This is a genomic window from Sorangium sp. So ce1036 (assembly GCF_051369805.1).
GTDB lineage: Bacteria > Myxococcota_A > Polyangia > Polyangiales > Polyangiaceae > Sorangium > Sorangium cellulosum_F.
The window spans coordinates 255,352-280,853 of sequence record NZ_JBBMOX010000002.1 but is presented as its reverse complement, the minus strand read 5'-3'; the positions used below and the strand labels follow the sequence as shown (position 1 = coordinate 280,853).

Annotated in this window: 18 protein-coding genes; 8 read left to right on the top strand and 10 right to left on the bottom strand. The window is 72.3% G+C overall.

The window, feature by feature from the left end; translation table 11 throughout:
* Nucleotide 1: 1 nt before the first annotated feature.
* Both WMF31_RS38255 and hpt read right to left on the bottom strand, forming a co-directional pair.
* Nucleotides 2-325, bottom strand: coding sequence for a tetratricopeptide repeat protein (locus WMF31_RS38255; protein WP_129354977.1), 324 nt, complete (start codon nt 323-325; stop codon nt 2-4).
* A complete protein-coding gene (hpt, locus tag WMF31_RS38250) occupies nt 322-843 on the bottom strand; it encodes a hypoxanthine phosphoribosyltransferase (protein ID WP_129354975.1) in 522 nt (173 codons plus the stop codon). Before hpt ends, WMF31_RS38255 begins: the two co-directional genes overlap by 4 nt.
* A 198-nt stretch (nt 844-1,041) precedes the next feature.
* Here hpt and WMF31_RS38245 point away from each other — a divergent pair, with 198 nt between their 5' ends.
* Nucleotides 1,042-1,464 carry an acyl-CoA thioesterase gene (locus WMF31_RS38245; protein WP_436606826.1) on the top strand — a complete coding sequence of 141 codons (423 nt, stop codon included), beginning with the start codon at nt 1,042-1,044 and terminating at the stop codon, nt 1,462-1,464.
* Nucleotides 1,465-1,472: 8 nt separating this feature from the next.
* Here the strand turns inward: WMF31_RS38245 and WMF31_RS38240 are convergent, their stop codons facing one another.
* Entirely contained in the window at nt 1,473-2,777 is a 1,305-nt protein-coding gene (locus WMF31_RS38240; protein WP_436606825.1) for a hypothetical protein, read from the bottom strand.
* Nucleotides 2,774-3,529 (bottom strand): HAD family hydrolase, encoded by a 756-nt coding sequence (locus WMF31_RS38235; RefSeq protein WP_436606824.1) that lies wholly within the window; start codon nt 3,527-3,529, stop codon nt 2,774-2,776. The genes WMF31_RS38240 and WMF31_RS38235 overlap by 4 nt, the downstream gene beginning before the upstream one ends.
* 210 nt (nt 3,530-3,739) lie before the next feature.
* Between WMF31_RS38235 and WMF31_RS38230 the strand changes: the two genes are divergently transcribed.
* The gene (locus WMF31_RS38230; protein ID WP_436606823.1) at nt 3,740-4,135 is read left to right on the top strand and encodes a hypothetical protein; all 396 of its coding nucleotides are present in this window, start codon (nt 3,740-3,742) and stop codon (nt 4,133-4,135) included.
* Between the two features lie 137 nt (nt 4,136-4,272).
* Here WMF31_RS38230 and WMF31_RS38225 read toward each other — a convergent pair whose 3' ends face one another.
* On the bottom strand, nt 4,273-7,248 hold the full coding sequence (locus WMF31_RS38225) for a carboxypeptidase regulatory-like domain-containing protein (protein ID WP_436606822.1): 2,976 nt from the start codon (nt 7,246-7,248) through the stop codon (nt 4,273-4,275).
* A gap of 84 nt (nt 7,249-7,332) precedes the next feature.
* Nucleotides 7,333-8,595: a LeuA family protein gene (locus WMF31_RS38220; protein WP_436606821.1), complete on the bottom strand. Its 1,263-nt coding sequence runs from the start codon at nt 8,593-8,595 to the stop codon at nt 7,333-7,335.
* Nucleotides 8,596-9,057: 462 nt separating this feature from the next.
* Between WMF31_RS38220 and WMF31_RS38215 the strand changes: the two genes are divergently transcribed.
* From WMF31_RS38215 to WMF31_RS38190, 6 genes are all read left to right on the top strand, one after another.
* A complete protein-coding gene (locus WMF31_RS38215; protein WP_436606820.1) occupies nt 9,058-11,352 on the top strand; it encodes a heme lyase CcmF/NrfE family subunit in 2,295 nt (764 codons plus the stop codon).
* The gene (locus WMF31_RS38210; RefSeq protein ID WP_436606819.1) at nt 11,349-11,921 is read left to right on the top strand and encodes a cytochrome c-type biogenesis protein; all 573 of its coding nucleotides are present in this window, start codon (nt 11,349-11,351) and stop codon (nt 11,919-11,921) included. Before WMF31_RS38215 ends, WMF31_RS38210 begins: the two co-directional genes overlap by 4 nt.
* A complete protein-coding gene (locus tag WMF31_RS38205; protein WP_436606818.1) occupies nt 11,918-12,805 on the top strand; it encodes a hypothetical protein in 888 nt (295 codons plus the stop codon). The genes WMF31_RS38210 and WMF31_RS38205 overlap by 4 nt, the downstream gene beginning before the upstream one ends.
* Nucleotides 12,802-14,508, top strand: a complete 1,707-nt coding sequence (locus WMF31_RS38200) for a carboxypeptidase-like regulatory domain-containing protein (RefSeq protein WP_436606817.1) — start codon at nt 12,802-12,804, stop codon at nt 14,506-14,508. Before WMF31_RS38205 ends, WMF31_RS38200 begins: the two co-directional genes overlap by 4 nt.
* Before the next feature lies 1 nt (nt 14,509).
* Complete coding sequence (locus WMF31_RS38195) at nt 14,510-15,406, top strand: formylglycine-generating enzyme family protein (RefSeq protein WP_436606816.1); 897 nt, start codon at nt 14,510-14,512, stop codon at nt 15,404-15,406.
* 208 nt (nt 15,407-15,614) lie between these two features.
* On the top strand, nt 15,615-16,856 hold the full coding sequence (locus WMF31_RS38190) for a CinA family nicotinamide mononucleotide deamidase-related protein (RefSeq protein ID WP_436606815.1): 1,242 nt from the start codon (nt 15,615-15,617) through the stop codon (nt 16,854-16,856).
* A 9-nt stretch (nt 16,857-16,865) separates the two neighbouring features.
* Here the strand turns inward: WMF31_RS38190 and clpB are convergent, their stop codons facing one another.
* From clpB to dnaN, 4 genes are all read right to left on the bottom strand, one after another.
* Nucleotides 16,866-19,475 carry an ATP-dependent chaperone ClpB gene (gene clpB, locus WMF31_RS38185; RefSeq protein ID WP_436606814.1) on the bottom strand — a complete coding sequence of 870 codons (2,610 nt, stop codon included), beginning with the start codon at nt 19,473-19,475 and terminating at the stop codon, nt 16,866-16,868.
* A 302-nt stretch (nt 19,476-19,777) separates the two neighbouring features.
* Nucleotides 19,778-22,267, bottom strand: coding sequence for a DNA topoisomerase (ATP-hydrolyzing) subunit B (gene gyrB / locus WMF31_RS38180; protein WP_436606813.1), 2,490 nt, complete (start codon nt 22,265-22,267; stop codon nt 19,778-19,780).
* 478 nt (nt 22,268-22,745) lie between these two features.
* Nucleotides 22,746-23,888: a DNA replication/repair protein RecF gene (gene recF / locus WMF31_RS38175; protein WP_436606812.1), complete on the bottom strand. Its 1,143-nt coding sequence runs from the start codon at nt 23,886-23,888 to the stop codon at nt 22,746-22,748.
* A complete protein-coding gene (gene dnaN, locus WMF31_RS38170) occupies nt 23,885-25,015 on the bottom strand; it encodes a DNA polymerase III subunit beta (protein ID WP_436606811.1) in 1,131 nt (376 codons plus the stop codon). The genes recF and dnaN overlap by 4 nt, the downstream gene beginning before the upstream one ends.
* Nucleotides 25,016-25,502 lie beyond the last annotated feature (487 nt).

The window sequence follows — 25,502 nt, the reverse complement described above, 5'->3', positions numbered from 1 at the left end:
CTCAGTCCTCGTCGCCCCCCGCGCCCGCGAGCGCCTCCGTGAGCTCGCTCAGGGCGTGCTGATCCCCCTTGCCACGGGCGACGCCGATGCCGTCGGACAGCCAGGCGCGCCCCTCCTCGAGGCGGCCGAGCTTCACCAGCATCGTCCCGCACATGAGGTACATCGGCACGTACGTCGGATCGAGCGCCCGGAGCGCGTTGAAGGTGGCGAGCGCGTCGTCGTGGCGCTCGCTCCCCGCGTATTCCAGCGCGAGCGCGTACCAGTGAAACGGATCCTTCGACCCGCCCTGGGTCATCTTCTCGAGCATCAGCAGCCGCTTGCTCATGTCGCCTCCACAACGCCGATGAACGGCAGGTTCCGGTAGCGCTCGCCCCAGTCGAGCCCGTAGCCGACGACGAACTTGTCCTCGATCGTGAAGCCCAGGTAGTCGATCGGCACCTCGACCCGGGCGCGCGCCGGCTTGTGCAGGAGCGAGCAGATCTTCACGCTGTTCGGCATCCTCGTGCGGAAGAGCTGGAGCAGGTGCGAGATCGTGAGGCCCGTGTCGACGATGTCCTCGACGAAGAGGATGTCCTCGCCCTCGATCGGACGGGTGAGGTCCTGCGTGATCTGGACGACGCCGGTCGTGGCCGTGCCCTCGCCGTAGCTGCGCACGCCGAGGAACTCGATCCGCGTCGGGAGATCGATGTGCCGCGCGAGATCCGCGGTGAAGATGAAGCTCCCCTTGAGCACGGAGACGAGCACGAGCCGCCGCTCCGCGTAGTCGCTGGTGATCTGCGCGCCGAGCTCGCGCACGCGGGCGCCGATCTGCTCGGCGGACAAGAGCGTCCTCACGTTCGCCATGGCGGCCCGCTAACACCGCGGCGCCCCCGCGACCAGCGCCGAAGGAGCGCGGGACGAGCGCCCGCCGCGCCCTGGAACGCGGGTCCAGGCCGCCCGCAGCCGCTCGTCCGCCGCCCGAGGCGAAACTGGGCTAGGCTCGGCGCGCCCGAGATGCCGCTCCCTGCTCCGCCCGACCCGCCCCCGCACCTCACCTCACGCATGCCCCTGTCCGTCCGCTTCTGCGAGACGGATCTGATGGGCATCGTCCACCACGCGAACTACCTCGTCTACCTGGAGGCGGGCCGCATCGACTGGCTCAAGCGCCGCGGCGTCTCGTACGAGGAGCTGGTGCGGCGAGACCTCCACCTGGCGATCGCGGAGATCCGGATCAAGTACCGCCAGGCGGCGCGCTTCGGCGACGAGCTCGTGGTCGAGACGACCTGCCGCGAGGTGCAGCGGGTCACCGCGCGCTTCAGCTACCGCATCCTCCGGGGGGAGACGCTGATCTGCGACGGCGACATCCTCCTCGCGTGCCTGCGCTCGGATCTCACGCTGACGCGGATCCCGGACGACATCGTCCGCGCCCTCGCGAGCCCCGAGGCGCCCCCCGGATCGAGCCCCGAGGCGGCCGCCGCGGGCTAGCGACGGGGTCAGCCGCCGTCGGACCCGCCCGCGTCGTCCCCGCCGCGCACGAGGCGCGCCGGCAGCTCGACGGTCTGCGGCGGCTCGATGCTCTCGCCGAGGAACGTGCGCCACTGGATGACGTAGAGCCCGCGAGGAGGGCCGATGACGTAGCGCTCGCTCATCGGCGGCACCGCCACGACGGGGATGCCGTCGACGAGCAGGTACGACAGCGCGTCGGTCTGGTTGACCGCGATGAAGCCCTCGGACGGCGCGCCGGGATCCACGCTCCGGGGCAGCGGGAGCGGCGCCGTCCGGAGGGCCGCGAGCTGGTCGCGCGTCAGGAAGGCGCTCCCCTGCGCGGACGGGAGCCCCGAGGCGGCGTACGCCGCGCTCGGCGGCGGCATGAGCAGGTCGGTCGAGGCGAGGTCGGCGCGCCGGACGGCCGACGTGGCCTCGAAGCCGATGCCGCCGCCCCCCTGCCAGGCATAGGCGGCGAAGAGCGGCACCTCGCCGGCCACGCACTCGTGCGATCTCGGGTCCACGCCGAGGATCGAGAGGAGCGCCCGGCAGAGCAGGGGGCCTCCCTCACCGGCCTCGGGCACCTTGCCGAGCTCGACGTACAGCGTGCCGAGGCTCGCGTTGACCTCGACCTTCCGGACGTCGTACCCGAGCCGCTTGCCCTCGCCGACCGGACGCGCGGAGCCGGCCGACAGCGGCGTCACGTCGACGCGCCGCTCGCCGAGCAGCGTGCGGAGCGCCCCCGGCGGCACGACCCGGTACCGGGCCGCGCCTGGCCAGAGCGCGATCTCGCCGTACAGATCGCTGCGCGCGCGGAGCTCGGCGCCCAGGGGCAGCGGGAGCGCGTGCGACGTGAACTCGACGCGCATGCGGCCCGTCTCCGCGAGATCGATCGTCCACGTCAGCCCGGTGAGCTCCTGCGCCGCGCGGAGCCCGTCGACGGCCACCTCGGGCGTCTTGACGGGCTGTGGCACGTCGCGAAAGCGGAAGGCCGCCTCGAGCGTGACGCCGGCGAGCTCGCGGGACGTGAGCGTGTCCTCCGGCAGCGGGGTGGCGGGCTGCAGCGGCGACGGCTGGCCCGACTCGGACACGATGAGCCGGCCGAGGTCGTCGGACACGAGGGTCACGCCGGCCTCGGGGGGGATGGAGGCGTCGATCGGGTCCGGGTCCGGCGCCTCGTTCGCGAGCGGCGCGGGCAGGATCTTCGCGTTCGGGCTCGCCCCGGCGTCCACGGGGTCGCCGGTCTGCTTCGGGGACGGCTCGCACCCGGCGGCGAGCAGCAGCCCGACGGCGGCGACGCGCGCGCGGATCACGGATCCCGCTCGAACGAGTGGATCACCCGCACCCGCGGATCGAGCGGCGGCGGGTCGGGCGCATACTGCGTGTCCATGAAGACCGCGGTGCAGCGGGGGTGGCACTGCACCAGCAGATTGCAGTTCGCCGCCTCGTTGTCGAAGACCGCGATCACCCGCCCGAGCCGGGCGAGCTCCGGGGCGACGCTCCGCTTGAACTCGGTGTCGGGCATCTCGAACCTCGGCTTGACGACGAGCTCGGTGCCGATGACCCCGATGGGGAAGCCGAGATCGCGGAGGCTCGCGAACGAGCCGAGCGCCATGTTCGGGAGGTCGCGCCCGGTCAGGTACACGAGGGTCGCCCCGGCCGCGTGGCACGCGCGCGCGTACTCGCTCGCGCCCGGCACCTCGACGTCGTGCCGGATGTGGGGATCGTTGAAGAAGCGCGCCTTCCAGAACTCGAAGGCGTGCAGGTGGAGCGACTCGTCGAGCACGCCGAGCCGGCGCAGGTTGTCCTGAAACCCGTACACGATGCCCTCGGGCGACGCGCGCGAGAGCAGGGCCGCGGCGTCCGGGTGCTTGCGGCGCCACTCGTCCGCGAGCTCGTGGAGGATCGCGACCACCCGCGGCCGGTTGTCCATGAGCGTGCCGTCCAGATCGAAGACGATCACGGGCGGCCCTTCCGACCGGTCGGCCGCGCGCTCGACGATGGAGTTCAGGAGCCGCGTCCGCTCGAGAGGGACGAGGCGCTTCTCATGGAAGGGCGTGCTCAAGGTGATCGCGCAGCGATGAAGCGCGTCTTCCGCGCCGCTGCTGGGAGCCGAACCCTAGCGCGAACTCGCCCTCCTCAGAAGAAGCCCCGGCGCACGCCGGGCATGGCGCACGGAGTCAATGTGAACAAATATCCTACATTGTTGGCCCAGCGATTCCATCGCTCGTAGCATTTTCTCATCGGGGACCCCTCGCCCCCCGAAGGAAGGCCCATGCACAACCACATCCACCTCGCTCTGGTCCTGGCGCTGGCGCTGCCCGCTGTGGCGGGTTGCTCGAAGACTCCCCGTGATCGCCTGCAGGGGCGCTGGCTTGGCGAGTCGATCGAGAATGTCCCCGAGGATCAGCTCGCGAAGGCGACCGGATGGGTGAAGGGGACGGCGATCGAGTTCAACGGCAGCAAGGTGACCGTGACCGTGCCCGCGGAGATGCCGCGCCGCGGCACCTTCAAGGTGACCAAGGCGGAGGGCGATCAGATGACGGTCGCGTTCCTCCGGCCCGAGGGCGGGCTCGACGAGGCGGAGTTCCGCCTCGCGGCCGACCGGACGCTGCACTGGGACATCGGCGCCGGCCGCGCCATCGTGCTGACCAAGGCCGTGAAGGACTGACCCCCGCCCGGCCGGCGTAGGCGGGGCCCGCGGGGTGCTCCCTGGAGGGGCTGGAGTGCAGGCGAGCCACAAAAGGGGCTCGCCGGAACGCAAGCCCCTCCGGGGAGCACCCCGCGGGCCCCGCCTACGCCGGCCGCCTACCGCCGCACCCGCTCCCGCCGCACCCGCATCAGCCACCGCGTCTCGCCGCGGTCTCCGTCCCTCGCGAGGAGCAGCACGACGTCCTCCGAGAGGGGCCCGGTGAGGCGCCTCCGCGCCTCCTCGAGCGAGCGCACCGCGTGGCCGTTCACGGACAGGATCCGGTCGCCGGGATCGATGCCCGCCTCCTCCGCCTCGCTCCCCGGGGGCACCGCCACCACGGTCACGGTCTGGCGCGCCTCGCCGAGCGTCACCGCCAGGCTCCCCGCGCCCGGGGGATCCTGCCTCGCGCCGTCCCCCGGCAGCGTGATCCGGACCCGATCGATCGTCCTGCCGGCGCGGACCTGCACCGGCTGCGACTCGGCGCGCCCGAGATCCGCGCTGTACGCCTCGATCACCACCGCGCCCTCGGGCAGGCCGCCGAGCTGGAACCGCCCGTCCCGATCGGTGAGCACGACGCCCGGCGGCAGCGGACCGAGCGGCAGGTACGTCGGCACGCGGTCGCGCGCGACGCGGGCCCCGGCGACCGGATCGCCGCGCGGATCGACCACCTGGCCGGCGACCTCGCCCGCCTCGGACAGGTCGATGCGCCCGAGGTCCGTGGGGCGGTCGTGGTCGCCGGCGATCGTGACCCGGAGCGTCGCCGGCGCGAAGCCGTCGCGGCTCACCGTGACGCGGAACTGGCCGGGCGCGAGGTCGGCGAGCGTGAAGCTCCCCTCCGCGTCCGTCGTGGCGCGGCGCGGCCCGGTCGGCGAGGACAGCGTGACCCGCGCGCCCTCGAGCCGCTCCCGCCCGCCGCGCCCGGTCACGGTGCCGGTCGCCTTCAGGCCACGCTGCATCTCCAGCCGCAGCGCCTTCGGCGCGGCCTCGACCTGCTCGACGTGCGGCGACTTGCCGGGGCGCACGAGGCTGAGCCGCAGCGGGAGGCCCACGGCGTCGGGCAGCACCGCGTCGCCGTCGTCGTCCGTGAAGAGCGTCTTGCGCAGCGGCACGGCGACGTCGAGCGACAGCACGCGCACCTCCGCCCGGTCGAGCGGGTAGCCGCGGTCGTCGGTGACGTGGATCGCCACCGCGTCGCGCACCTTCGGCAGGACGACCTCGATCTCCTTGCGATCGCGCTCGGGGACCGCGACCACGAGGCGCGCCACGACGTCGCCGGGCGACTCGGCGCGGGCGACGGAGACGAGCACCTCGTCGGGCACCGCGGCGAAGGCGAACGTGCCGTCGTCCGCGGAGTACGTCACCCGCTCGAGCGATCCGGCCGTCGCGGCGAGCTCGACGCGCGCGCCGGCGACCGGCTTGCGGTCCTCCTCGAGGACGCGGCCCTCGAGCAGGCCGCCCTGGCGCATCACCACGCGCACGCGGGCCTCGCCGCCCGGCGCGAGGGTCACGGTCTCGCTGAGCGCCTCCACGTACTCCGGGTGCCGGACGATGGCGTGGACGCGCCCCGGCGTGACGGGCTCGGCCCGGAAGGTGCCGTCGCCGCGCGTGACCCACGGCTCGCCCGACCGCACCGGCGCGGCCGCCAGGGGGACGTCGCCGCGCGGCAGATCCGGGATGGGGCCGGGCATGACCCCGAGCTCGCCCGCCGGGATGAGCGGCGCCGGACCGGGCAGGGATCGCTCGAAGTGCACGTCCCGGAACTCGGCCATCGCGGAGGTCTCGTCGATCGGCATCCCCGCGGCGTCGGCGCCGACGACCTCGATGGTCGCGCCCGGCACCGGGTAGCCGCGGTCGTCGACGACCTCGCCGAGCAGCGCCCCGCCGCGGAGCAGCGGGATCTGGACCTCGGCGGCGCCGCCGTCGACCTGCACGGCGTTCCTCGGCACGAAGCCGGCCGCGTGGGCCGACGCGCTCGCGGTCCCCGGCGCGATGGGCCCGAGCGTCACGGACCCGTCGTCGCCCGTGCGGCCGTGCAGGGGGAACGCCGAGAGCCCGTGCTCGACGAGCACGACGCTCGCGCCCTTCACGGCCGGCGCGCCCTCGCCGTCGCCGTCGGTCACGAGGAGGCGCACGTGTCGGCCGGCCCCGAGGACGAGCTTCACCTCCTTGCCCTCGCCGCGCTTCACCGGCACGGCGAGCGCGGTCGCGCTCACGGCGGCGCCGCGCCGCGCCTTGAGGTCGTACACCCCGTCCCGGAGGCCGGAGATCCGCGCCGCGCCGGCCGCGTCGGTGGTGGTGCTGCGGGCCGGCCAGAGGCCGGTGCCGGCGGCGAGCACGGTCGCGCCCTCGGCGGGCCGCCCCTCCGCGTCCACCACCCGGACGGTGAGCGCGCCGAGCCGATCCATGCGGATCCTGAGCGGCGCCGGCCCGGGCACGATGCCCGTCCGCAGGGTGTCCTCGAAGCCGGGGGCCGAGGCGCGGACGACGTAGGGCGCGGCGCCGAGCCGATCGAAGCGGGCGCGGCCGCCCTCCGCGGTCGTCGCGACGAAGGGCAGGGGATCGGCGGTCGCGACCGTGACCTCGGCGCCGTCGATCGGCCGCTCGGCGTCGTCGACGACCAGCACGTCGAGCGCCTTCGCGGGCCGCAGCACGAGGTCGATCGCGCGGGGGCCCGGCTCGAGCGCGAGGCGGGCCGAGGCGCGCGCCCGCGCCGCGCCGTAGGCCAGGACCCACGCCTCGCCCGACGGCAGCCCGGCGAAGCGGGCCTCGCCGGCCGGATCGGTCCGGTGCTCGCCGGCGAAGTGGGCGCGATCCTCGCGCAGCGCGAAGACGCGCACGGTGGCGTCCTGGAGCGGGCGCCCCGCTTCGTCGCGGACGGTGGCGATGAGCTCGGCCGCGCGCCCTTCCACCCGCGCGGGCAGCGGCGGCGCGGGGACCTGCGCGGCCGGCAGGTATCGCGGGCCCACGTCGCGCAGCGTGGTCGCGGCGAGGAAGCAGAGGAGCGCGGCGAGCGCGGCCAGGACGGCATCGAGCCGCGACCTCCGCGCGGGCGGGTCCTCGTCGGCTGCGGGTTCTCGGTCCTGCTTGGCCACGGCCTTCCGTCTCTACCCTGGATCCGCGGAAACGCCGAACGCGGGGGCGCCGTTCCAGCGGGGGCGCGAGATCGCCCGCCGGGGTCAGGCCGGGCGGCCGTGGTGCTGCTCGATGACGGCCTGGATCTCCTCCTCGGAGAGGATGTGGTCCGTCGCCTTGGCCTTCGCGAGGATGGCGTCGACGAGGTCCTTCGAGGGCTCGATCTGCCGCTGCCTGAGCCAGTAGTTCACGTTGGAGGCGCCGGACATGTAGCCGACGCAGATCTCCTGCTTGCGCCCGAACATGCCGGCGGGGACGCCGGAGTAGACCCGGTCGGCCATCCAGGAGTCGCCCTTCGCCTCGGCCTTGATGATCGCCGCCGCGTGCACGCCCGTCGCCGTGCGGAAGGCGTCCCGCCCGACCAGGGGATAGTTGATGGGCACCTCCCAGCCGACCGCCTGCGCCGCGGTGGTGCAGTACTCGAGCAGGTGGGTGAGGTCCTGGTGATCGAGAAGGCCGAGGAGCTTCAGGTTGAGGAGGATGAGCTCCATCGCGGCGTTGCCGACCCGCTCGCCGATGCCGAGCGCGGTGCCGTGCACCCGGTCCGCGCCGAACTGGAGCGCCCAGATCGCGTTCTCGAGCGCGAGCCCGCGATCGTTGTGGCCATGCCAGTCGATGCCGACGGACGCGCCGGCGCCCGCGACGATGGCCCGCGTGAAGTTGATCAGGTTGCGGACCCCGTCGGGCGTGGCGTGCCCCACGGTGTCGCACAGGCACAGCCGGGACGCGCCGTGGTCGATGGCGACCTTGAAGAGCGTGGCCAGCACCTCGGGGCGCGAACGTGTCGTGTCCTCGGTCACATAGGCGACGGGGAGCCCGGCCTTCACGCCCGCGTCGATCGCGGCGGCGCTCCGCTGCGCGATGAGGTCGACGTCCCACGCCTCCGCGAGCTGGCGGATCGGGCTCGAGCCGATGAAGGCATAGATCTCGACCGGAATGCCCGCGCGCTGGGAGATCTCGATCATCGGGGTGATGTCCGAGACGACCGTGCGGCCCGCGCAGGCGATGCGCAGCGACAGCTTGTTGTCGGCCACCTCCCGGCACATCCGGAGCACGTCCTCGAAGGCGCGCTGCGAGCTGCCGGGCAGGCCGACGTCGGCGACCTGGATGCCGATCTTGGCCATCAGGTGGAGCAGCCTGAGCTTGCTCTCGATGGTCGGATCGGCGACCGAGGGGTTTTGCAGGCCGTCGCGCAGGGTCTCGTCGAAGAAGCTGATGTCCTTCGGGATCAGCCGGCCGATCCGGCCCACCTCGTTCCAGTCGTAGATGAGATCGGTCGGGCGGATACCGGCGGTCGCGAGCGCCATCCTCCAAGTATAGTGCGCCGGCGACAGCGCCGAGCCTGAAACGCAGCGCCTCCAGGGCGCTCCACGTGACGCGGAGCGCTGGCGAAACGCAGGTGATCACGCGGGCAACTCCGCAATGCGTGCCCCGTCACATCGAGCGCATCGCGCCGACGCGACGCACGATCGGAGAGCGCGTCATCGGACACGGTGCTCCCTCGCCGCGCGACGACGCGAGCGCGACCGCGTCTGAACACCGCGCGTCGCCGCAATCACGGCGGGCGCGCGGTGCAGCGGATAGCGCCCGACCGGGGTGCAGTCCGGCCAGAAAAAGCGCCATCTCCAGGATGCGGCAGCCCCTCGAGCGCGGCGCCGAGCCGCGCGCGACGGCGCGGTGCGCTGGAGGATCGCCGCCGGCGCTCGCCCGCGCGCTGCCGGTGCGCTGGCCCTGTGCGCCTGGCAAGCCTAAGCTTGGCCCCTACGACGATGTGGCAATCCCTTCCTGAGTTCGGGACCGGCGTCCTTTACGCCATTCTGGTCACCGCGGCCTACACCTTCGCCGTCGGGCTCGCTTCGGCGCGCGGGCGGCCACGGCTGCTCCAGGCGGCGCGCCTCGGCGCGTACGGCACCATCGCGCTCGTCGGCCTCGGCGTGCTCGTGCTGGCGTACGCCTTCGTCAGCCACGATTTCCGCATCGCCTACGTCGCCCAGTACAGCGACAGGTCCATGAGCACGCCGTACCTCATCGCGGCGCTCTGGGGCGGACAGGACGGCTCGCTGCTCTGGTGGATGTTCCTGACCGCGCTGTTCTCCGGCGGCTGCGTCTACTGGCTGGGGCGCAGGTACCTGGAGCTCCAGCCGTACGTCATCGCGACGCTGATGAGCGTCCTCATCTTCTTTGCCGCGCTGATGATCTTCGCAGTGAACCCGTTCCGGACGAGCGTGGCGGGCGCCCCGCTCGACGGCAACGGGCTGAACCACCAGCTGCGCAACTTCTACATGATCATCCACCCGCCGAGCCTCTACGTCGGCTTCACGAGCGCGGCGGTGCCGTTCGCGTTCGCGATCGCCGCGCTCGCCACGGGTCGCCTCGACAGCGAGTGGATCGTGGCGACGCGCAAGTGGATGCTCTTCTCCTGGCTGTTCCTCTCCATCGGCAACGTGCTCGGGATGCTGTGGGCCTACGAGGAGCTCGGCTGGGGCGGCCCGTGGGCGTGGGATCCGGTCGAGAACGCCGCGTTCCTGCCGTGGCTCACCGCGAGCGCCTACGTGCACTCGACGATGATCCAGGAGCGCCGGGGCATGCTGAAGGTGTGGAACGTCTCGCTCATCTGCGGGACGTTCTTCCTCACGATCTTCGGCACGTGGCTCACGCGCTCGGGCCTCATCGCGAGCGTGCACTCCTTCGCCCAGTCGGGCATCGGCATCTGGTTCGTCTTCTTCATGGCCGTGATCCTGGCGACGTGCACCGCGCTCATCGTCTACCGCCTGCCGCGGCTGCGCAGCGACGGGCAGTTCGAGTCGCTCCTGTCGCGCGAGGCCGCGTTCCTCTTCAACAACTGGGGCCTCTTCAGCATCATGATCTTCATCGCGGTCGCGACGGTGTGGCCGCGCATCAGCGAGTGGCTGCTCGATCAGAAATCGACGCTCGGGCCCACGTTCTACAACATGTGGCTGCCGCCGGTCGCGCTCGTGGTCTTCCTGCTCATGGGCGTCGCGCCGCTGCTCGGGTGGCGCAAGACGTCGCCGGAGCTGTTCCGGAAGAGCTTCCTCTGGCCGGTGCTGGCCGCGGCTGTCACGTCGGCGCTCCACCTCGCGCTCGGCAAGAGGGTGGGCTTCGCCCCGTTCGTCCCCGTCGACCCGATCTACCCCGGCCAGCTCGGCGACGCGCTCGCGAAGCTCGCGTCGACGTACCCGTTCTTCACCGTCGCGTTCGCCGCGTTCAACGTCGCCGTCGTCGTCCAGGAGTTCGCCCGCGGCATCGCGGCGCGGCAGAAGCGCGGCAAGGAGTCGCTCTTCGCCTCGTTCTTCAACCTGGTCGCCAGGTCGCGGCGCCGCTACGGCGGCTACATCGTGCACGTCGGCATCGCCGTGATGTTCATCGGCTTCGCTGGCCGCGCCTGGGGCGTCGACAAGGAGGTCAGCCTCCGCCCGGGCGAGACGGTGGAGATCGAGGAGTATCGCCTCGCCTACGCCGGCCCGCGCATGGAGGTCGACAGCGAGAAGCGGATGATCTTCGCCGATCTCGACGTCACGCGCCACGGCGAGCCGGTCGGCCGGATCAGCCCGGCGAAGTACATCTACAAGTCGAGCCCGGAGGCGCCCTCGACCGAGGTCGCGCGGCACTTCACGGTCAAGAACGACCTCTACGTGGTCCTCGGGATGGCGAACCCGCAGACGAAGGTCGCCTCCTTCCAGCTCCACGTGAACAACCTCATCTCGTTCATGTGGTTCGGCGCGGGGATCCTCATCCTCGGGGCGCTCATCGCCATGTGGCCCGACATCGCGCTCGAGGAGGCCGGCGCGTTCGGGTACGTCCGGGCGGCCGGGTCCGTCACGGCCTCGGTCGTGTTCGCCTTCCTGCTCGCGGGCGGTCCAGCGCAGGCCTACGGTCACCCGATCGTGGAGGGGCTCGGGCGGCCGGTCCTCGTCCAGCCAGGCGGGGCGAGCGGGGGAGACGGCGCCTCCGTCCAGGGCGAGGTTGTTCACCCCGGGCGGCCGGCCGCAAACGGTGCCATGCTCCCGACCGCTGTTGACCCGAGGCCCCCGGCGTTCGAATGAGCCGCACGCGAACACTCATCCACGGCATCACCCTCCTCGTCGCGGGCCTCGTCGCCCTCGTCGTCCTGCTGCGCTCGCCCGATTTCGCGCACGGCCAGCAGCTCGGCGAGGGCATGGTGCGGACGGGCACGGTCGGCATCCAGAGCGACGCCGAGCGCAAGCTCTTCTGGAGCGTGATCTGCACGTGCGGCTGCCCGCGCGAGACGCTGGGGACCTGCACGTGCGGCTTCGCGCACGAGCGGCGCAGCGAGCTCCGCGCGGCGCTCGCGGCGGGGCTCTCCCTGGAGGAGATCCAGGCCGCCTACGTCGAGCGCTTCGGGCCGGAGGCGCTGGCCGTGCCCCCGAACAAGGGGAGCCAGCGGCTGCTGTACCTGTTCCCGCTCGGGGCCATCGTGCTCGGCGCCGGCCTCGTGATCGTGACGCTGCGCCGCTGGAAGCGGCGCAGCGACGAGGCGGGCGGCGGCGCGCAGGGGTCCGCGGCGAAGGCCGTTGCTGCCGGTGCGCGCGACGATTACGACGACAAGCTCGACGAAGAACTGAAGAGCCTTGACCGCGAAGACCGCGAATGAGCGCCGCCAAGCCTGTGAATAGTGCCGCCACGGCCGACGAGACCGCGCGCAGGGCCTCCGACTCGGCGCTCGAGCGGCAGATCGTGCACTACGCCCGCTTCGGAGCGCCGTTCGCGGCGCTCGTCGGCGCCGGGGTCGCGGGGCTCGTCGCGGGGCCGCCCGCGGCGATCCTCGTGCTCGCGGGCGGCGCCCTCGTCGCGGTCATCGCGATCTTCTGGGCGAGCCTCCGCGTGCTGCTCGGAGAGACGCCGCTGAGCGGGGCCGACGCGTACGCGATCGGCGCGCCGCGCGCCGAGGAGGAGCAGAAGCAGGCCGTCCTGCGGGCGCTCAAGGACCTCGAGTTCGAGCGGAGCGTCGGCAAGATCAGCGACGAGGACTATGCGGAGCTGGTGGCGAGGTACCGCGCCGAGGCGAAGCGGCTGCTCCGCCTGCTGGACGCCGACGCGCAGCCGCGGCGCGAGCAGGTCGCGGCGCTCGTGGCGAGGCGCCTCCGGCGCGCCGGGCTCCAGCCCGACGACGGCACGGACGAGGCGACGGAGCGGGACGAGGACGCGGCTGAGGACGGCGCGGAGCGCACAGCCGCCGAGGCCAGGCCGGCGAAGCGGAAGCGCGCCAGGGTCGAGCCGGCGGAGCAGGGCGATGATCGGGCGCCGGAGGTGGCGGACGACGAGCGCGACGAGCGCGACGCGGCCGCGGCGACCGAGGCCGGCGAGGCGGCGCAGGTCCCCGGGTGCGCCGTCTGCGGCACGGTGAACGACGAGGACGCTGTGTTTTGCAAGAAGTGCGGGACGAGGCGGGCGCCGAGCGCGGCCCAGGCGGAGCACGCCGCGGCGGAAGAGGCCGCGGGCGCCGACACCGACGACGATCGCAGGAGGGCGTCGTGATGCGCTGGACCCGGTACACCGCGCTGGCCGTGATCGCCTCGCTGGGCGTGGCCGCCGCGCCCGCCGCGCAGGCGCAACCGGCTGCGCCCGCGCCCCCCGCACCCGCGCAGCCGGCCGCGAAGGCGCAGGCCGCGGCGGCCCAGACGGCCCAGACGGCGCCCGCGCAGCCGGCCGCGAAGGCGCAGGCCGCGGCGGCCCAGACGGCCCAGACGGCGCCCGCGCAGCCGGCCGCGAAGGCGCAGGCCGCGGCGGCCCAGCAGGACGCGAAGGCGGCGAAGCAGGGTGCGGCGCCGCCGAACGGCGCCGCCGCCGCATCGCCGGGGACGGCGGCGGACGCGGGCGCGCCCGGCGCGCTGCCGCCGGGTCATCCGCAGGTCGGGCAGGAGCTGCCCGCCGGCCACCCGCCGGTGGGGAGCAGCGCGCCGAGCCCGGCATCGCGGCGCACCATGGAGCAGCTGACAGGCCTGTTCGATGCGCCCGAGGACACGGTCCAGGACGATCGCGGCCTGCCGCCCGGCGTCCTCGTGGTCAACGTGCAGGACGCGGACGGGAAGCCCGTGCCCCGCGCCCCGCTCGATCTCGACATCGTGCACAGCTCGGTGGCGAAGGGCGAGTCGCGCGAGCGCGTGAGGAGAGAGACGGACGAGTCGGGCAGCTTCCGCTTCGAGGGCCTCACGATCGGCAGCGGCACGAGCTACGGCGTCTCGGTCACGCGCGACGGCGCGACGTTCTCGCTGCCGCACTTCGGGCTCGGCGCCGAGGCCGGCAAGCGCGCCGTGCTGCACGTCTACCAGGCCTCGCCGGACGTGAACGACGTGCTCGTCGGGATGCGGGGCCTCGTCTACCTCCAGCTCCGGCAGGACGCGGTCTCGGTGGAGCAGCTCTATCAGGTCTACAACCTCGGCCGCGTCGCCTGGCTGCCCGACGCCACGTTCGCCCTGCCGCCGGGCGCGAAGGCGTTCAACAAGTCGGAGAGCCTGAGCGACATGCGCTTCGAGGAGGCGAAGGGCGCGGCCGTCTCCGGCGGCGCCGAGGGCACCGGGGCCACGCGCGTCGCGCTGCGCGGCACCGTGAGCCCCGGCCGCCACGAGGGGCAGTTCCGCTTCCAGGTCCCGCTCAGCGGCGAGGAGCGCCAGACGATCCGCATCGAGCTGCCGCCGCGCGTGGCGCAGATGCAGGTGATGGCCGAGGCATCGAAATCGATGACGCTGGAGGTCAAGGGCTTCCCGTCGGCGCGCCGCACCCAGAACCGGGACGGCAAGAAGCTGCTGATCACCGACAAGCAGCTCACGCGCGCCGACGGCGGGTGGACGACGCTCGAGATCACGCTGGCCGGGCTCCCGACCCCGGGCGTGGGCCGATGGATCGCGCTCTTGCTGGCGGGCGCGACCGTGCTCGCCGGGGTCGCGGTGAACGTCGTCCGGCGGCGCGAGGGCGACCGCGGGCCCGACGAGGAGGAGCGGCGCGAGCTGATCGAGGCCCGGGAGGCGCTGCTCGACGAGTTCGTGGAGCTCGAGCGCGCGCGGCGGCGGGGCGACGTCGGGCCGAAGACGTACGAGCGCGTGCGGACGGCGCTCCTCGACGCGCTGGCGCGCATCGAGGGCATGATCGAGTCCAGCCGCCCTGCGCCGAAGAAGGGCGCTGGCTCGCGCAAGGCGGACGACGCGGGCAAGGCGGGCTCCGCCACCTCGACGACCCCGTGAGGTGGGGGCGGGGCCGATCCTCGGATCGACGCCGGTCTGGAAGGCCGCGCTCGCGGCGAGCGCTGCGCTCCTGATCGGCGGCGTCGTCGTGCTCGCGCGCGAGCGCGCGGGGCCGCCTGCGCGCTGCGCGCCGGGGATGGTCGCGCTCGGCCCGCGTTGCTGCGGGGAGGGCCAGCGCCTCGAGGCCGGCCGCTGCGCGGGCGCGCCGCGCCGCTGCGCCGCCGGCCTCGCGCCGACCCCCGCGGGGTGCACGGCGCCGAGCGTGACCGTGCGCATCGCCGCCGGCACGCTGCGTCTCGGACCGAGCGACTGGGAGGCGCAGGGCCTGGTCGACCCGCGCGCGGTGTTCGTCCCGGCGTTCTCGCTCGACGCGTTCGAGGTCACCGAGGCGCGCTACGCAGCGTGCGTGGCCGCCGCGGCGTGCGCCCCGCTGCCGCTGCGCGGGGAGCCGGGCCTCCCCGTGACGGGGATCACCCTGGGCGAAGCCGCCCGCTACTGCGCCTTCGTGGGCGGCGCGCTCCCCTCGCGGGATCAGCTCGCCTTCGCCGCCGCGGGCCCGTCGAGCCGGCGGTACCCGTGGGGCGACACGGGCGCGGTCTGCCGGCGGGCCGCGTTCGGCCTGCGCGCCGGACCGTGCGGGTGGGGCGCGACAGGCCCCGAGCTCGCCGGCTCGCACCCGGACGGCGCCGCGATCCACCCGGACGGGCGCGTGTTCGATCTGGCCGGCAACGTCGCCGAGTGGGCCGCCCCGGAGAGGACCGGACAGCGGATCTCGGGAATCCATGGCGGATCGTGGTCCGACGGCGCCGCCGCGGCGCTACGTACCTGGAATCGGCGGATCGTCCCTGACTCCACCCGAGCCACGGATATCGGGTTCCGGTGCGCCCATTCTCCCTGAGCTCGCGCGTCGCAGCGCGCGGCGTCGCGGAGGGCGGGGGAACGGCCAGGGAGGGGGGCGGGGAGCGGCCAGGGAAGGGGAGCGGGAACGGGCCACGAAGGGGGACCGGGGCCAGGACCCAGGGAGGGGAGAGAATCGCCCGAACGAGCGCAAATCTTCCGGAAGCGCGCTCCGTTCGCCCCGGATTGAGTTAGAGTCCCCCTTCCCAATGGCTGTCGCGCTCCTGTCGATCGGTACCGAGCTCACCCGCGGCGAGATCATCAACACCAATGCTGCCTGGCTCGCTGCCGAGCTCACGGCAGCGGGCTTCACGGTCAGCGAGGCCAGCACGGTCGACGACGACGTCGATCGCATCGTCGCCGCGATCCGGCAGCTCGCGGCCGCGCACCGGCTGGTGATCGCCACCGGCGGGCTCGGGCCCACCACCGATGACCTCACGGCCCTGGCCGCCGCGCGCGCCGCGGGCACGGACCTCGTGCGGGACGAGAGCACGCTGCTCGCCATTCGCCGCCGCGTCGAGAGCCGCGGGAAGGTGATGAACGCGGGCCACGAGAAGCAGGCCGAGGTGCCCGCCGGCTCGGAGATCCTCCCGAACCCCACCGGCACGGCGCCCGGCTTCGGGGTCCATCTCGGCGACTCCACGGTGTTCTTCCTCCCGGGCGTGCCGCGGGAGATGAAGAGCATGTTCGCCGAGCAGGTGCTGCCGCGCGTGCGGCCGGTCGCCCCGAACAACACCTTCCAGGTCCGCCTCCGGACGTACGGCCTCCCCGAGGCGGCGCTCGGCGAGCTCCTGAAGGGCATGGAGGAGGCGCATCCTGGCATCACGCTCGGCTACCGCGCGCACTACCCGGAGGTGGACGTGAAGGTCCACGCCCGCTCCGGCACGCACTCGATGGCGCGCGAGCTGGCGTTGAGGGCGACGGCGGAGGTCCGCGAGCGGCTCGGCACGGTCGTTTACGGCGAGGGGGACGATGCGTTCCCGGAGATGGTCGGGCGCGCCGTGCGCGCGCGCGGCTGGCGGCTCGCCGTCTCGGAGTCGTGCACGGGCGGGCTGATCTCGCACCTGCTCACCAGCTACCCGGCGAGCGATTACCTGGTCGGCGCGGCGGTCACCTATGCGAACAGCGCCAAGACACGGCTCCTGGGCGTCGCGGAGGACACCCTGCGCGGCCACGGCGCGGTGTCGGCCGAGGTCGCCGCGGAGATGGCGCAGGGCGCCCGCCGCCTCTGCGAGGTCGACGTCGGCATCTCGGTCACCGGCATCGCCGGGCCGACGGGCGGCACGGCGAGCAAGCCGGTCGGCCTGTGCTACTGGGCCGTATCGCACCCCGGCGGCCTGACCGTCCGCGACCGCGTGTTCACCGGGGATCGCGAGGAGGTCCAGCTCGGCGCCGCCTACGCCGTCCTGGACCTCCTCCGCCGCATCGCCGGCAATCTCCCCGAGCGCTGACGCCGCCGCTCAGTTCGGCGCATCACGCGTGAACGTGAGCCCCTCGGGCCCCCGGCCGACGCGCACGGAGTCGCCCTGCTTGACCTCGCCGGCGAGGATCCGCCTGGCGAGCTCGTCCTCGATGGTCCGCTGGATGGCGCGCTTCAGCGGGCGGGCGCCGTACTGCGGATCCCACCCCTGCTCGATGAGGTAGGCCTTCGCCTCGGGCGAGAGCGAGAACGACAGCCCGCGTCGCTCCAGCCGCTTGCCCAGCAGATCGAGCTGGATATCCACGATCTTCTCCATCTGCTCGTGCCCCAGCCGCCGGAACACGATGAGATCGTCGAGGCGGTTCAGGAACTCCGGGCGGAAGTGCTTTCGCACCTCCTCGATGACGGCCTTCCTGACGAGCTCGGCCTTCTCTTCCTGGGGCAGCTGGGCTCGCTCCTCGATCGCCGCGGCCGCCGGCGTCCCCAGGTTCGACGTCAGGATGACGATCGTGTTCTTGAAGTCGACCGTGTGCCCCTGTCCGTCGGTCAGGCGCCCGTCGTCGAGCACCTGGAGGAGCGTGTTCCAGATGTCCGGGTGGGCCTTCTCGATCTCGTCGAACAGCACCACGCTGTACGGCCGTCGCCGCACGGGCTCCGTGAGCTGGCCGCCCTCCTCGTAGCCGACATACCCGGGCGGCGCGCCGATCAGGCGGGCCACCGCGTGGCGCTCCCCGTATTCGCTCATGTCGAGCCGCACCATGGCCCGCTCGTCGTCGAAGAGGAACTCGGCGAGCGCGCGCGCGAGCTCGGTCTTCCCGACGCCGGTCGGCCCGAGGAACATGAACGACCCGATCGGCCGCCGCTCGTCGCCGAGGCCTGCCCTCGAGCGCCGGATGGCGTTCGACACGGCGCGGAGCGCGTCCTCCTGGCCCACCACGCGGCGCCGGAGCTGCTCCTCGAGGCGGAGCAGCTTCTGCATCTCGCTCTCGAGCATCTTGGAGACCGGGATCCCCGTCCACTTCGAGACGACCGCGGCGATGTCCTCGTCGGTGACCTCCTCCTTCAGGTAGCTCTGCTTCGACTGCACCTGCGTGAGGGTGGCGCGGAGCGACTCCAGCTTCTTCTCGACCTCCGGGATCCTCCCGTAATGGATCTCGGCGGCGCGCCCGAGGTCGCCGGCGCGCTTCAGGCGCTCCTCCTCGAGCCTGAGCTCCTCGATCTGCGGCTGGAGCTTGCGCACCTCGGAGATGAGCTCCTTCTCGCGCATCCACTGCGCCCGCATCGCGTCGCGCTTCCCCTGGAGCTCGGCGATCTCGCGCCGCACGTCGTCGAGGCGCGCCTTGCTCGCCCTGTCGCTCTCGCGCTTGAGCGCCTGCTCCTCCATCTGCAGCTTGAGCAGGTCGCGCTCGACCTGATCGATCGGCGTGGGCAGGCTGTCGATCTCCATGCGGATCTTCGACGCCGCCTCGTCGACGAGGTCGATGGCCTTGTCCGGGAGGAACCGCTCGGTGATGTAGCGGTTCGACAGCACCGCCGCCGCCACGAGCGCAGCGTCCTGGATGCGGATGCCGTGGTGGACCTCGTACTTCTCCTTGAGTCCGCGCAGGATCGCGATCGTGTCGTCGACGGTCGGCTGATCCACGATCACCGGCTGGAACCGCCGCTCCAGCGCCGCGTCCTTCTCGATGCGCTTGCGGTACTCGTCGAGCGTGGTCGCGCCGATGCACCGGAGCTCGCCGCGCGCCAGCGCGGGCTTCAGCATGTTCGCCGCGTCCATCGCCCCCTCGGCCGCGCCGGCGCCGACCAGGGTGTGGAGCTCGTCGATGAACAGGATGATGCGGCCGTTCGAGCCCTCGATCTCCTTGAGGACCGCCTTGAGCCGGTCCTCGAACTCGCCGCGGAACTTCGAGCCTGCGACCATGGCGGCGAGGTCGAGCGCGGCGATCGTCTTGTCCTTGAGCGACTCGGGGACGTCGCCGCCGACGATGCGGTGAGCGAGCCCCTCGACGATGGCCGTCTTGCCGACGCCGGGCTCGCCGATGAGCACCGGGTTGTTCTTCGTGCGCCGCGAGAGCACCTGCACCACGCGGCGGATCTCCTCGTCCCGCCCGATCACCGGGTCGATCTTGCCGGCGCGCGCGAGCTGGGTGAGGTCGCGCGTGTACTTCTCGAGCGCCTGGAACTTGCCCTCCGGATCGCGATCGGTCACGCGCTGGTTGCCGCGCACGGAGGCGAGCGCCGAGAGGAGCTTGTCGTGCGAGAGCCCCAGTCGCTCGAAGATCGACTGGACGTCCTTGTCCGACTTCAGCGCGCCGAGCAGGACGTGCTCTGTCGAGATGTAGTCGTCCTTGAGCGTCTTCGCCTCGTCCTCGGCCTTTTGAAGCGCCGCGAGCGCGCGCCTCGAGAGGTTCGGCTCGGCGCCGCCGCTCACGCGAGGGTAGGTGTCTATCTTCGCCTCGAGGAGGCGGAGCAAAGCGGCCGGATCGATGCCCGCTTTCTGCACCAGCGGAGCGCCGACGCCGCCGTCCTGGTCGACGATCGCCCGCACGAGGTGCTCGGGATAGAGTTCCGGGTTTCCGCGGCGGCTGGCGAAGTCGACAGCCTCTCGTATGGCCTCTTGGGCCTTCGTCGTCATTCGCTCGATTCGCATGGCACCTCGAAGCTAAGGCGCGCGTGTCGCCTAGCAAGGGGCCGGCCAAGCAAGCGGCTTGCCAGAGGTGCAGCGGGGACGCCGCCCGGGCGCGCGCCCGCGGGTGGCGCTGCGCGCGGGGCGCTCACCTGCAGGGCTTGCGTTCCGGCGCGGCCTTTTCGCGTTCGCGGCTCGCCTGCACCTCAGCCCCTCCGGTGAGCCCCCGACGTGCAGCCCCCCCTGCGGCCGCCTTCACGTGGCGTCGACCCGGGGCGCCCCGAGCGCGTCAGATGTCGAGGCTCTTCTCAAGCGCCCCGAGCGCGTCAGATGTCGAGGTTCTTCACGTTGAGCGCGTTCTGCTCGATGAAGTTGCGCCGCGGCTCGACCTGATCCCCCATGAGGATCGTGAAGAGCTCGTCGGTCTTCACCGCGTCGTCGATGCGGACCTGGAGGAGCGTCCGCGCGTCGGGGTTCATCGTCGTCTCCCAGAGCTCGTCGGCGTTCATCTCACCGAGGCCCTTGTAACGGCTGATCGCGATGCCCTTCTTGCCCCGCTCTTCCAGGTAGTCGACCAGGGCCTCCCCGTTCTCGATGGTCTCCTCGCCGCTCGAGGTGCGCGCGCGGTACGGCGGCGCGCCGATGGAGCGGAGGTCCTGCTCGATGGACCACGCCTCCTGGTACTCCGGCGAGTTGACGAGGTCCCAGTCGATGACGCTCTTCCGGGCGCTCGCGCCCGGGCGCGGCACGACCTCGATGCGGCTCGTGCCGTGCTCGGTGTCCCGGGGCGTCGACAGCGTGAGCGGGAACAGGTCCGGATAGCGGTGCTTCAGGTACTCCCGCAGCGCGTCGGCGGCCTCGGCGACCCGCTTCGACTCCCGCAGATCGTCGCGACCGAGCCCGCTCGATCGCAGCACGGCCGCGACGATCCGCGCGTCGCACCGCTTGTCGACGTTCGACAGCACCGCCCGGAACCGCTTCAGCCGCTGGGCGAGCCGGTAGAGCGGCTGCCCGGCGATGCCCGCCTGCGCGCCGCTGGCGAGGATCTCGAGCCCGTCGACCGCGTTGCCCACCACGAACTCGTCCAGCGCCGCCTGGTCCTTGAGGTAGAGGTCCCGCTTCCCCTTGCGGACGCGGTAGAGCGGCGGCTGCGCGATGAACAGATAGCCCTTTTCCATGATCTCCGGCATCTGCCGGAAGAAGAAGGTCAAGAGCAGCGTGCGGATGTGGGAGCCGTCGACGTCGGCGTCGGTCATCAGGATGATCTTGTGATACCGGAGCTTGTCGATCTCGAAGCCGCCGGCGTCGTTGATCCCGCAGCCAAGGGCGGTGATCAACGTGCCGACCTCGGCGGAGCTCAACATGCGGTCGAGCCGCGCCCGCTCGACGTTGAGGATCTTGCCCTTGAGCGGGAGGATCGCCTGGAAGTGCCGGTCTCGCCCCATCTTGGCGCTGCCGCCGGCGCTCTCTCCCTCGACGATGTAGATCTCGCTCTTCTCCGGGTCCTTGGACTGGCAGTCGGCGAGCTTGCCCGAGAGCGAGGTCACGTCGAGCGAGCCCTTGCGGATCACCTCGCGGGCCTTGCGGGCCGCCTCGCGCGCCTTCGCCGCGACGACCGCCTTCTCGATGATCTTCTTCGCGCTCTGCGGGTTCTCCTCGAAATACTGCCCGAGCTTGTCGCTGACGACGGCCTCGACGATGCCTTTGACCTCGCTGGAGACGAGCTTGGATTTCGTCTGTGAGTCGAAGGACGGGTCCGGGTGCTTGATGCTGAGCACGCACGTCAGGCCCTCGCGCGCGTCCTCGCCCTGGAGGCCCTGCTTGAGGTCCTTGAAGAGGTTGTGCGCGCTCCCGTAGTTGTTGATCGTCTTGGTGAGCGCCGCGCGGAGCCCGGTGAGGTGGGTGCCGCCGTCCCGGTTGTGGACGTTGTTCGTGTAACAGAAGATCGCCTCGGTGAAGGAGGCGTTCCACTGCAGGGCGACCTCCACGCCGACCGGCGGGGCCGAGCGCCCGTTCCCGCCCTCGCTCGAGGCGCTGATGTCGTGCTGCGAGACGAAGCTGATCACCTCCTCGTGAATCGGCTCCTTGGTCTTGTTGAGCAGCGCCACGAACTCCGCGATGCCCCCCTTGTACTCGTAGGTCTCCGCCCGCCCGTCCGGGCGCTGATCGTCGAGCTGGATGATGAGCCCGGCGTTCAGGAAGGCGAGCTCGCGCAGGCGGCTCGCGAGGATGTCGAAGCTGAACTCGACCGAGCTGAAGATGGTCGGGTCCGGCTTGAACGTGAGCTTCGTGCCCGTCTTGTCCGTCACGCCGATCGCCTTGAGCGGCGCCTTCGGGACGCCTCGGGCGTATTCCTGGAACCAGAGCTTCCCCTCGCGCTTGATCTCGAGCTTGAGCCACTCGGAGACGGCGTTCACGGCGCTCACGCCGACGCCGTGGAGGCCGGCGGAGACCTTGTAGCTGGAATTGTCGAACTTGCCGCCCGCGTGGAGGACCGTCATGACGACCTCGGCGGCGCTCACGCCCTTGGCGTGCATTCCGACCGGGATCCCGCGGCCGTTGTCCTCGATCGAGACCGAGCCGTCGAAGTGGACGGTGATCCGGATCTCGGTGCAGGCGCCGGCGAGGTGCTCATCGACGGCGTTGTCGACGGCCTCCCAGACGAGGTGATGCAACCCCGATCCGTCGTGCACATCGCCGATGTACATGCCGGGGCGCTTTCGCACCGCTTCAAGGCCTTCGAGCGCCGTGATGCTGTGGGCGTCATACGACGCCTTGGTGATGTCGGTCGGCTGGCTCAGGGTGGGTTCCGTCATCTCGGTCCTGGTGGCGCGCCCGCCGCCTCTCACCGGGGGCGCAGAGCGGCAGAGGCCGCTCGAATGGCCGGAGTTCTTGCAGAGAGGGGCCGGATCGATGGCAGCTCGTCAGGTGGGACCCGGTCGCCGCGGCCGCGGCGCCGGCTCGAGTCGGTGGCCGCGAACGATCATGCGCGGACCGTTCGTCGATGCCCCTTAAAGACCGCGGAAATGTAGCCGAAATGAGGGGCTACGGCAAGCGTTTCGCCGGAGTCCGGAGGCGCCGTAACACCGTATTTTCGACGCCGCGCGCGGGCGCGTCCGGAGCATTCCAACTCGTGCGCTGCGCGGCCCGATCAACGCCTTTCACGGCGATCGCGCTGCGGTGTTGGCACGCCTCCCTCCGGCGCGCCGGCGGCGCTCGCCGACCGCGCTGCCGGCGGCGCTCGCCGACCGCGCTGCCGGCGGCGCTCGCCGACCGCGCTGCCGGCGGCGCGCGTCAGCTGAGGGCGCCGCCCTCGACATGGAAATCGCGCCGATCCGCGGAAGGCACGCCCGGGGTGACGATGAGATCGCGCCGCGTGGTCGTCAGGAACACCTGCCCCCGGGCCATCCCGAGGAACACGAACAGCGCCGCCGTGCGGTCGGGGTCGAGCTCGCTCGACACGTCGTCGAGCAGGAGGATCGGCTCCACGCCCCGGACGGCGGCGATCGCGGCGGTCTCGGCGGCCTTGAGCGCGAGGGTGAGGGCCCTGTGCTGCCCCTGGGAGGCGACCACGCGGGCCGGGTGGCCGTCGAGCTCGAGCAGCAGGTCGTCCCGGTGGGGGCCGAAGCCGGCGCTCGGCCGGTGGGCGTCGCGCCGGCGCTGCTCGCGCAGGGTCTCGCGCGCCTGCTCGGCGCTGGCGGCGCCGCCCGGCGCGTACCGCGCGGTGAGGGTGAGGTCCGGCGCGGCGATGCGCGCGAAGGCGTGCGCGAGCTCCGGCGAGAGCGCCTGCACGGCGGCCTCGCGGGCGCGGGTCACCGCCGCGCCGTGCACGGCGCAGAGCTCCTCGAACGCGTCGAGCTCGGCGCTCGACGGCGCCGCCGCGCCGCCGCCGCGGTGGAGCAGCTCGTGGCGCGCGCGGAGCGCCTGCGCGTAGCGGGCGCGGTGGTCCGCGCTCTGCGGATCCATGAACAGCGCCAGCCGGTCGAGCAGCGTGCGCCGCGCGCTTGCGGGCCCGGCCGACAGCGCGAGCTCCTCGGCGTGGAACGCGACGACCGGCGAGCGCGTGGCGAAGCTCGCGAGGCTCGGGGGGCGGTTGCCGTCGACGCGCACGGCGCACCGCTTCTGCTCGACGGCCGCGGTCTGCTCGCGCGCGAGCGGCGGCAGCGCGCCCCGGCGCTCGACGAAGCGGGCGCGCGCGCTCGCGACCGAGGCGCCGTGGCGCACGAGCTCCGCCGCGCGGTGGGTGCGGAAGCTCCGCGACGTCGCGGCGAAGTAGATCGCCTCCAGCAGGCTCGTCTTGCCCTGGCCGTTGTTGCCGGCGATCACGTTCAGGCGCGGCGCGGGCTCGACGTCGACGCGGGTGAGGTTCCTGAACTCGCGGACCTGGAGCCGCTCGAGCAGGAGGCTTGGCGGGGGTTCGGCGGGGGGCGCGCTCAAATTCGCATCGGCATGATGACCGCGACGTAGCTCTGCTGGCTCGACTCGCTGCCGGGCCGGAGCACGGCCGGGTCGAGCTCCCCGGAGATGCCGAGGATGACCTCCTCATCGTCCACGGCGGCGAGCACGTCGAGGAAGTACTTGGCGTTGAAGCCGATCGTGACCTCGGGGCCGGCGTAGTCGACGGCCACCTCGTCGAAGCCGGCGCCGGTATCCGGGCTCTCGCTGGTGATCCGGAGCGTCCCCGGCGCGATCGACAGCTTGACCCCGCCGGTGCGGTCGTTCGCGGCGAGGGCGATGGCGCGGAGCGCCTCGGCGAAGGCGACGCGGGGGGCGCGGACCGACCGCTCGGTGACCGAGGGGATCACCTGCTGGTACGGAGGGAACTGCGCGTCGACGAGCTTCACCGAGAACTGCATCCCGGCGATGTTGAAGAAGGCGCTCGGCCCGCTCTGGGTGATGGCGACCATCGGGGTCTCCTTCTCGGCGCGCGCCTCCTCGGCGAGCCGGCGGAGCTCGGTGATCGCCTTGAGCGGGATGAGCATGGTGGCGGTGGCGGAGCTGCCCGAGACGGTCGCCTCCATCTTGGAGAGGCGGTGGCCGTCGGTGGTCACCATCCGGACGCGCTCGCCGGCCCACTCGAACAGGGCGCTGTTCACGTGCGCGCGCGTCTCGTCGGTGGAGATCGAGAAGTGCGTGCGCGTGATCAGGAGCGCGAGCAGCTCGACGGGCAGCTCCAGCGAGGGCGCGTCGAGGGCCGGCGCGGGCAGCTGCGGGAAGTCCGCGCCCGGGAGGCCGGGGAGGGTGTAGCGGCGCGGCGATCCGACCGCCTTGAGCGACGTGTGCGCGCCCTCGGTGGTCGTGATCTGGATCGGGCCATCGGGCATGGCCTTGACGCGCTCGAGCAGATCCCTGGCCGGGACCGCGACGGCGCCGCCGGTCTTGATCTCCGCGTGCGTCTGGCCAGTGACCCCGAGGTACAGGTCGGTCGCGGCGACGCGGAGGGCGTTGCCCTCGGCGGCGAGGAGGACATTGGCGAGCGCTGGCATGGCGCTCTTCTTGTCCGCCACGCCTTGGCAGCGCGCGACGAGGCGAAGCAGATCTTTCTTGGCGATCACAAGGTCCATGGCCAACTCCGAGCCGGTCCCTTTAGCAGGGTTATCGCCGGGCGTGCCCCCCGAAATGCGCGCGCTCGCGACCTCGCCAGGCGCCTCTACTTTCCATGAAATAGATAGATAAAGACACCGTCTTCGTCGTAGACGCTGTGGAGGGCGGGGATAACTCAAAATACTGAACGATTCTAGTCGCTTGGCGGCGTGCTCCCTGGGGCCAATGGACCGTGCTCAGGGGTAGGAGGACAGGGGAGAGCCGGCCGGTGGCGCTTCTCCCCCGGTTTATCCCCAGGGATCCCGGGGGGGTTCTCCCCAGGATCCCCCGCCAGGGGCTCGACCCTGGGTGGCGGCCGGGCGCGTCCGAGGTGACCTCGCCGGCACCTCTACCTCTCCTGAAATAAAGAAAGACGCCGTCGTCGCCGTAGGCGCTGTGGAGGGCGGGGATAACTCGAAATGTGAAACAATTTCCGATGGTTAAGGGCGAGTGCCCTGGGGCAAATGG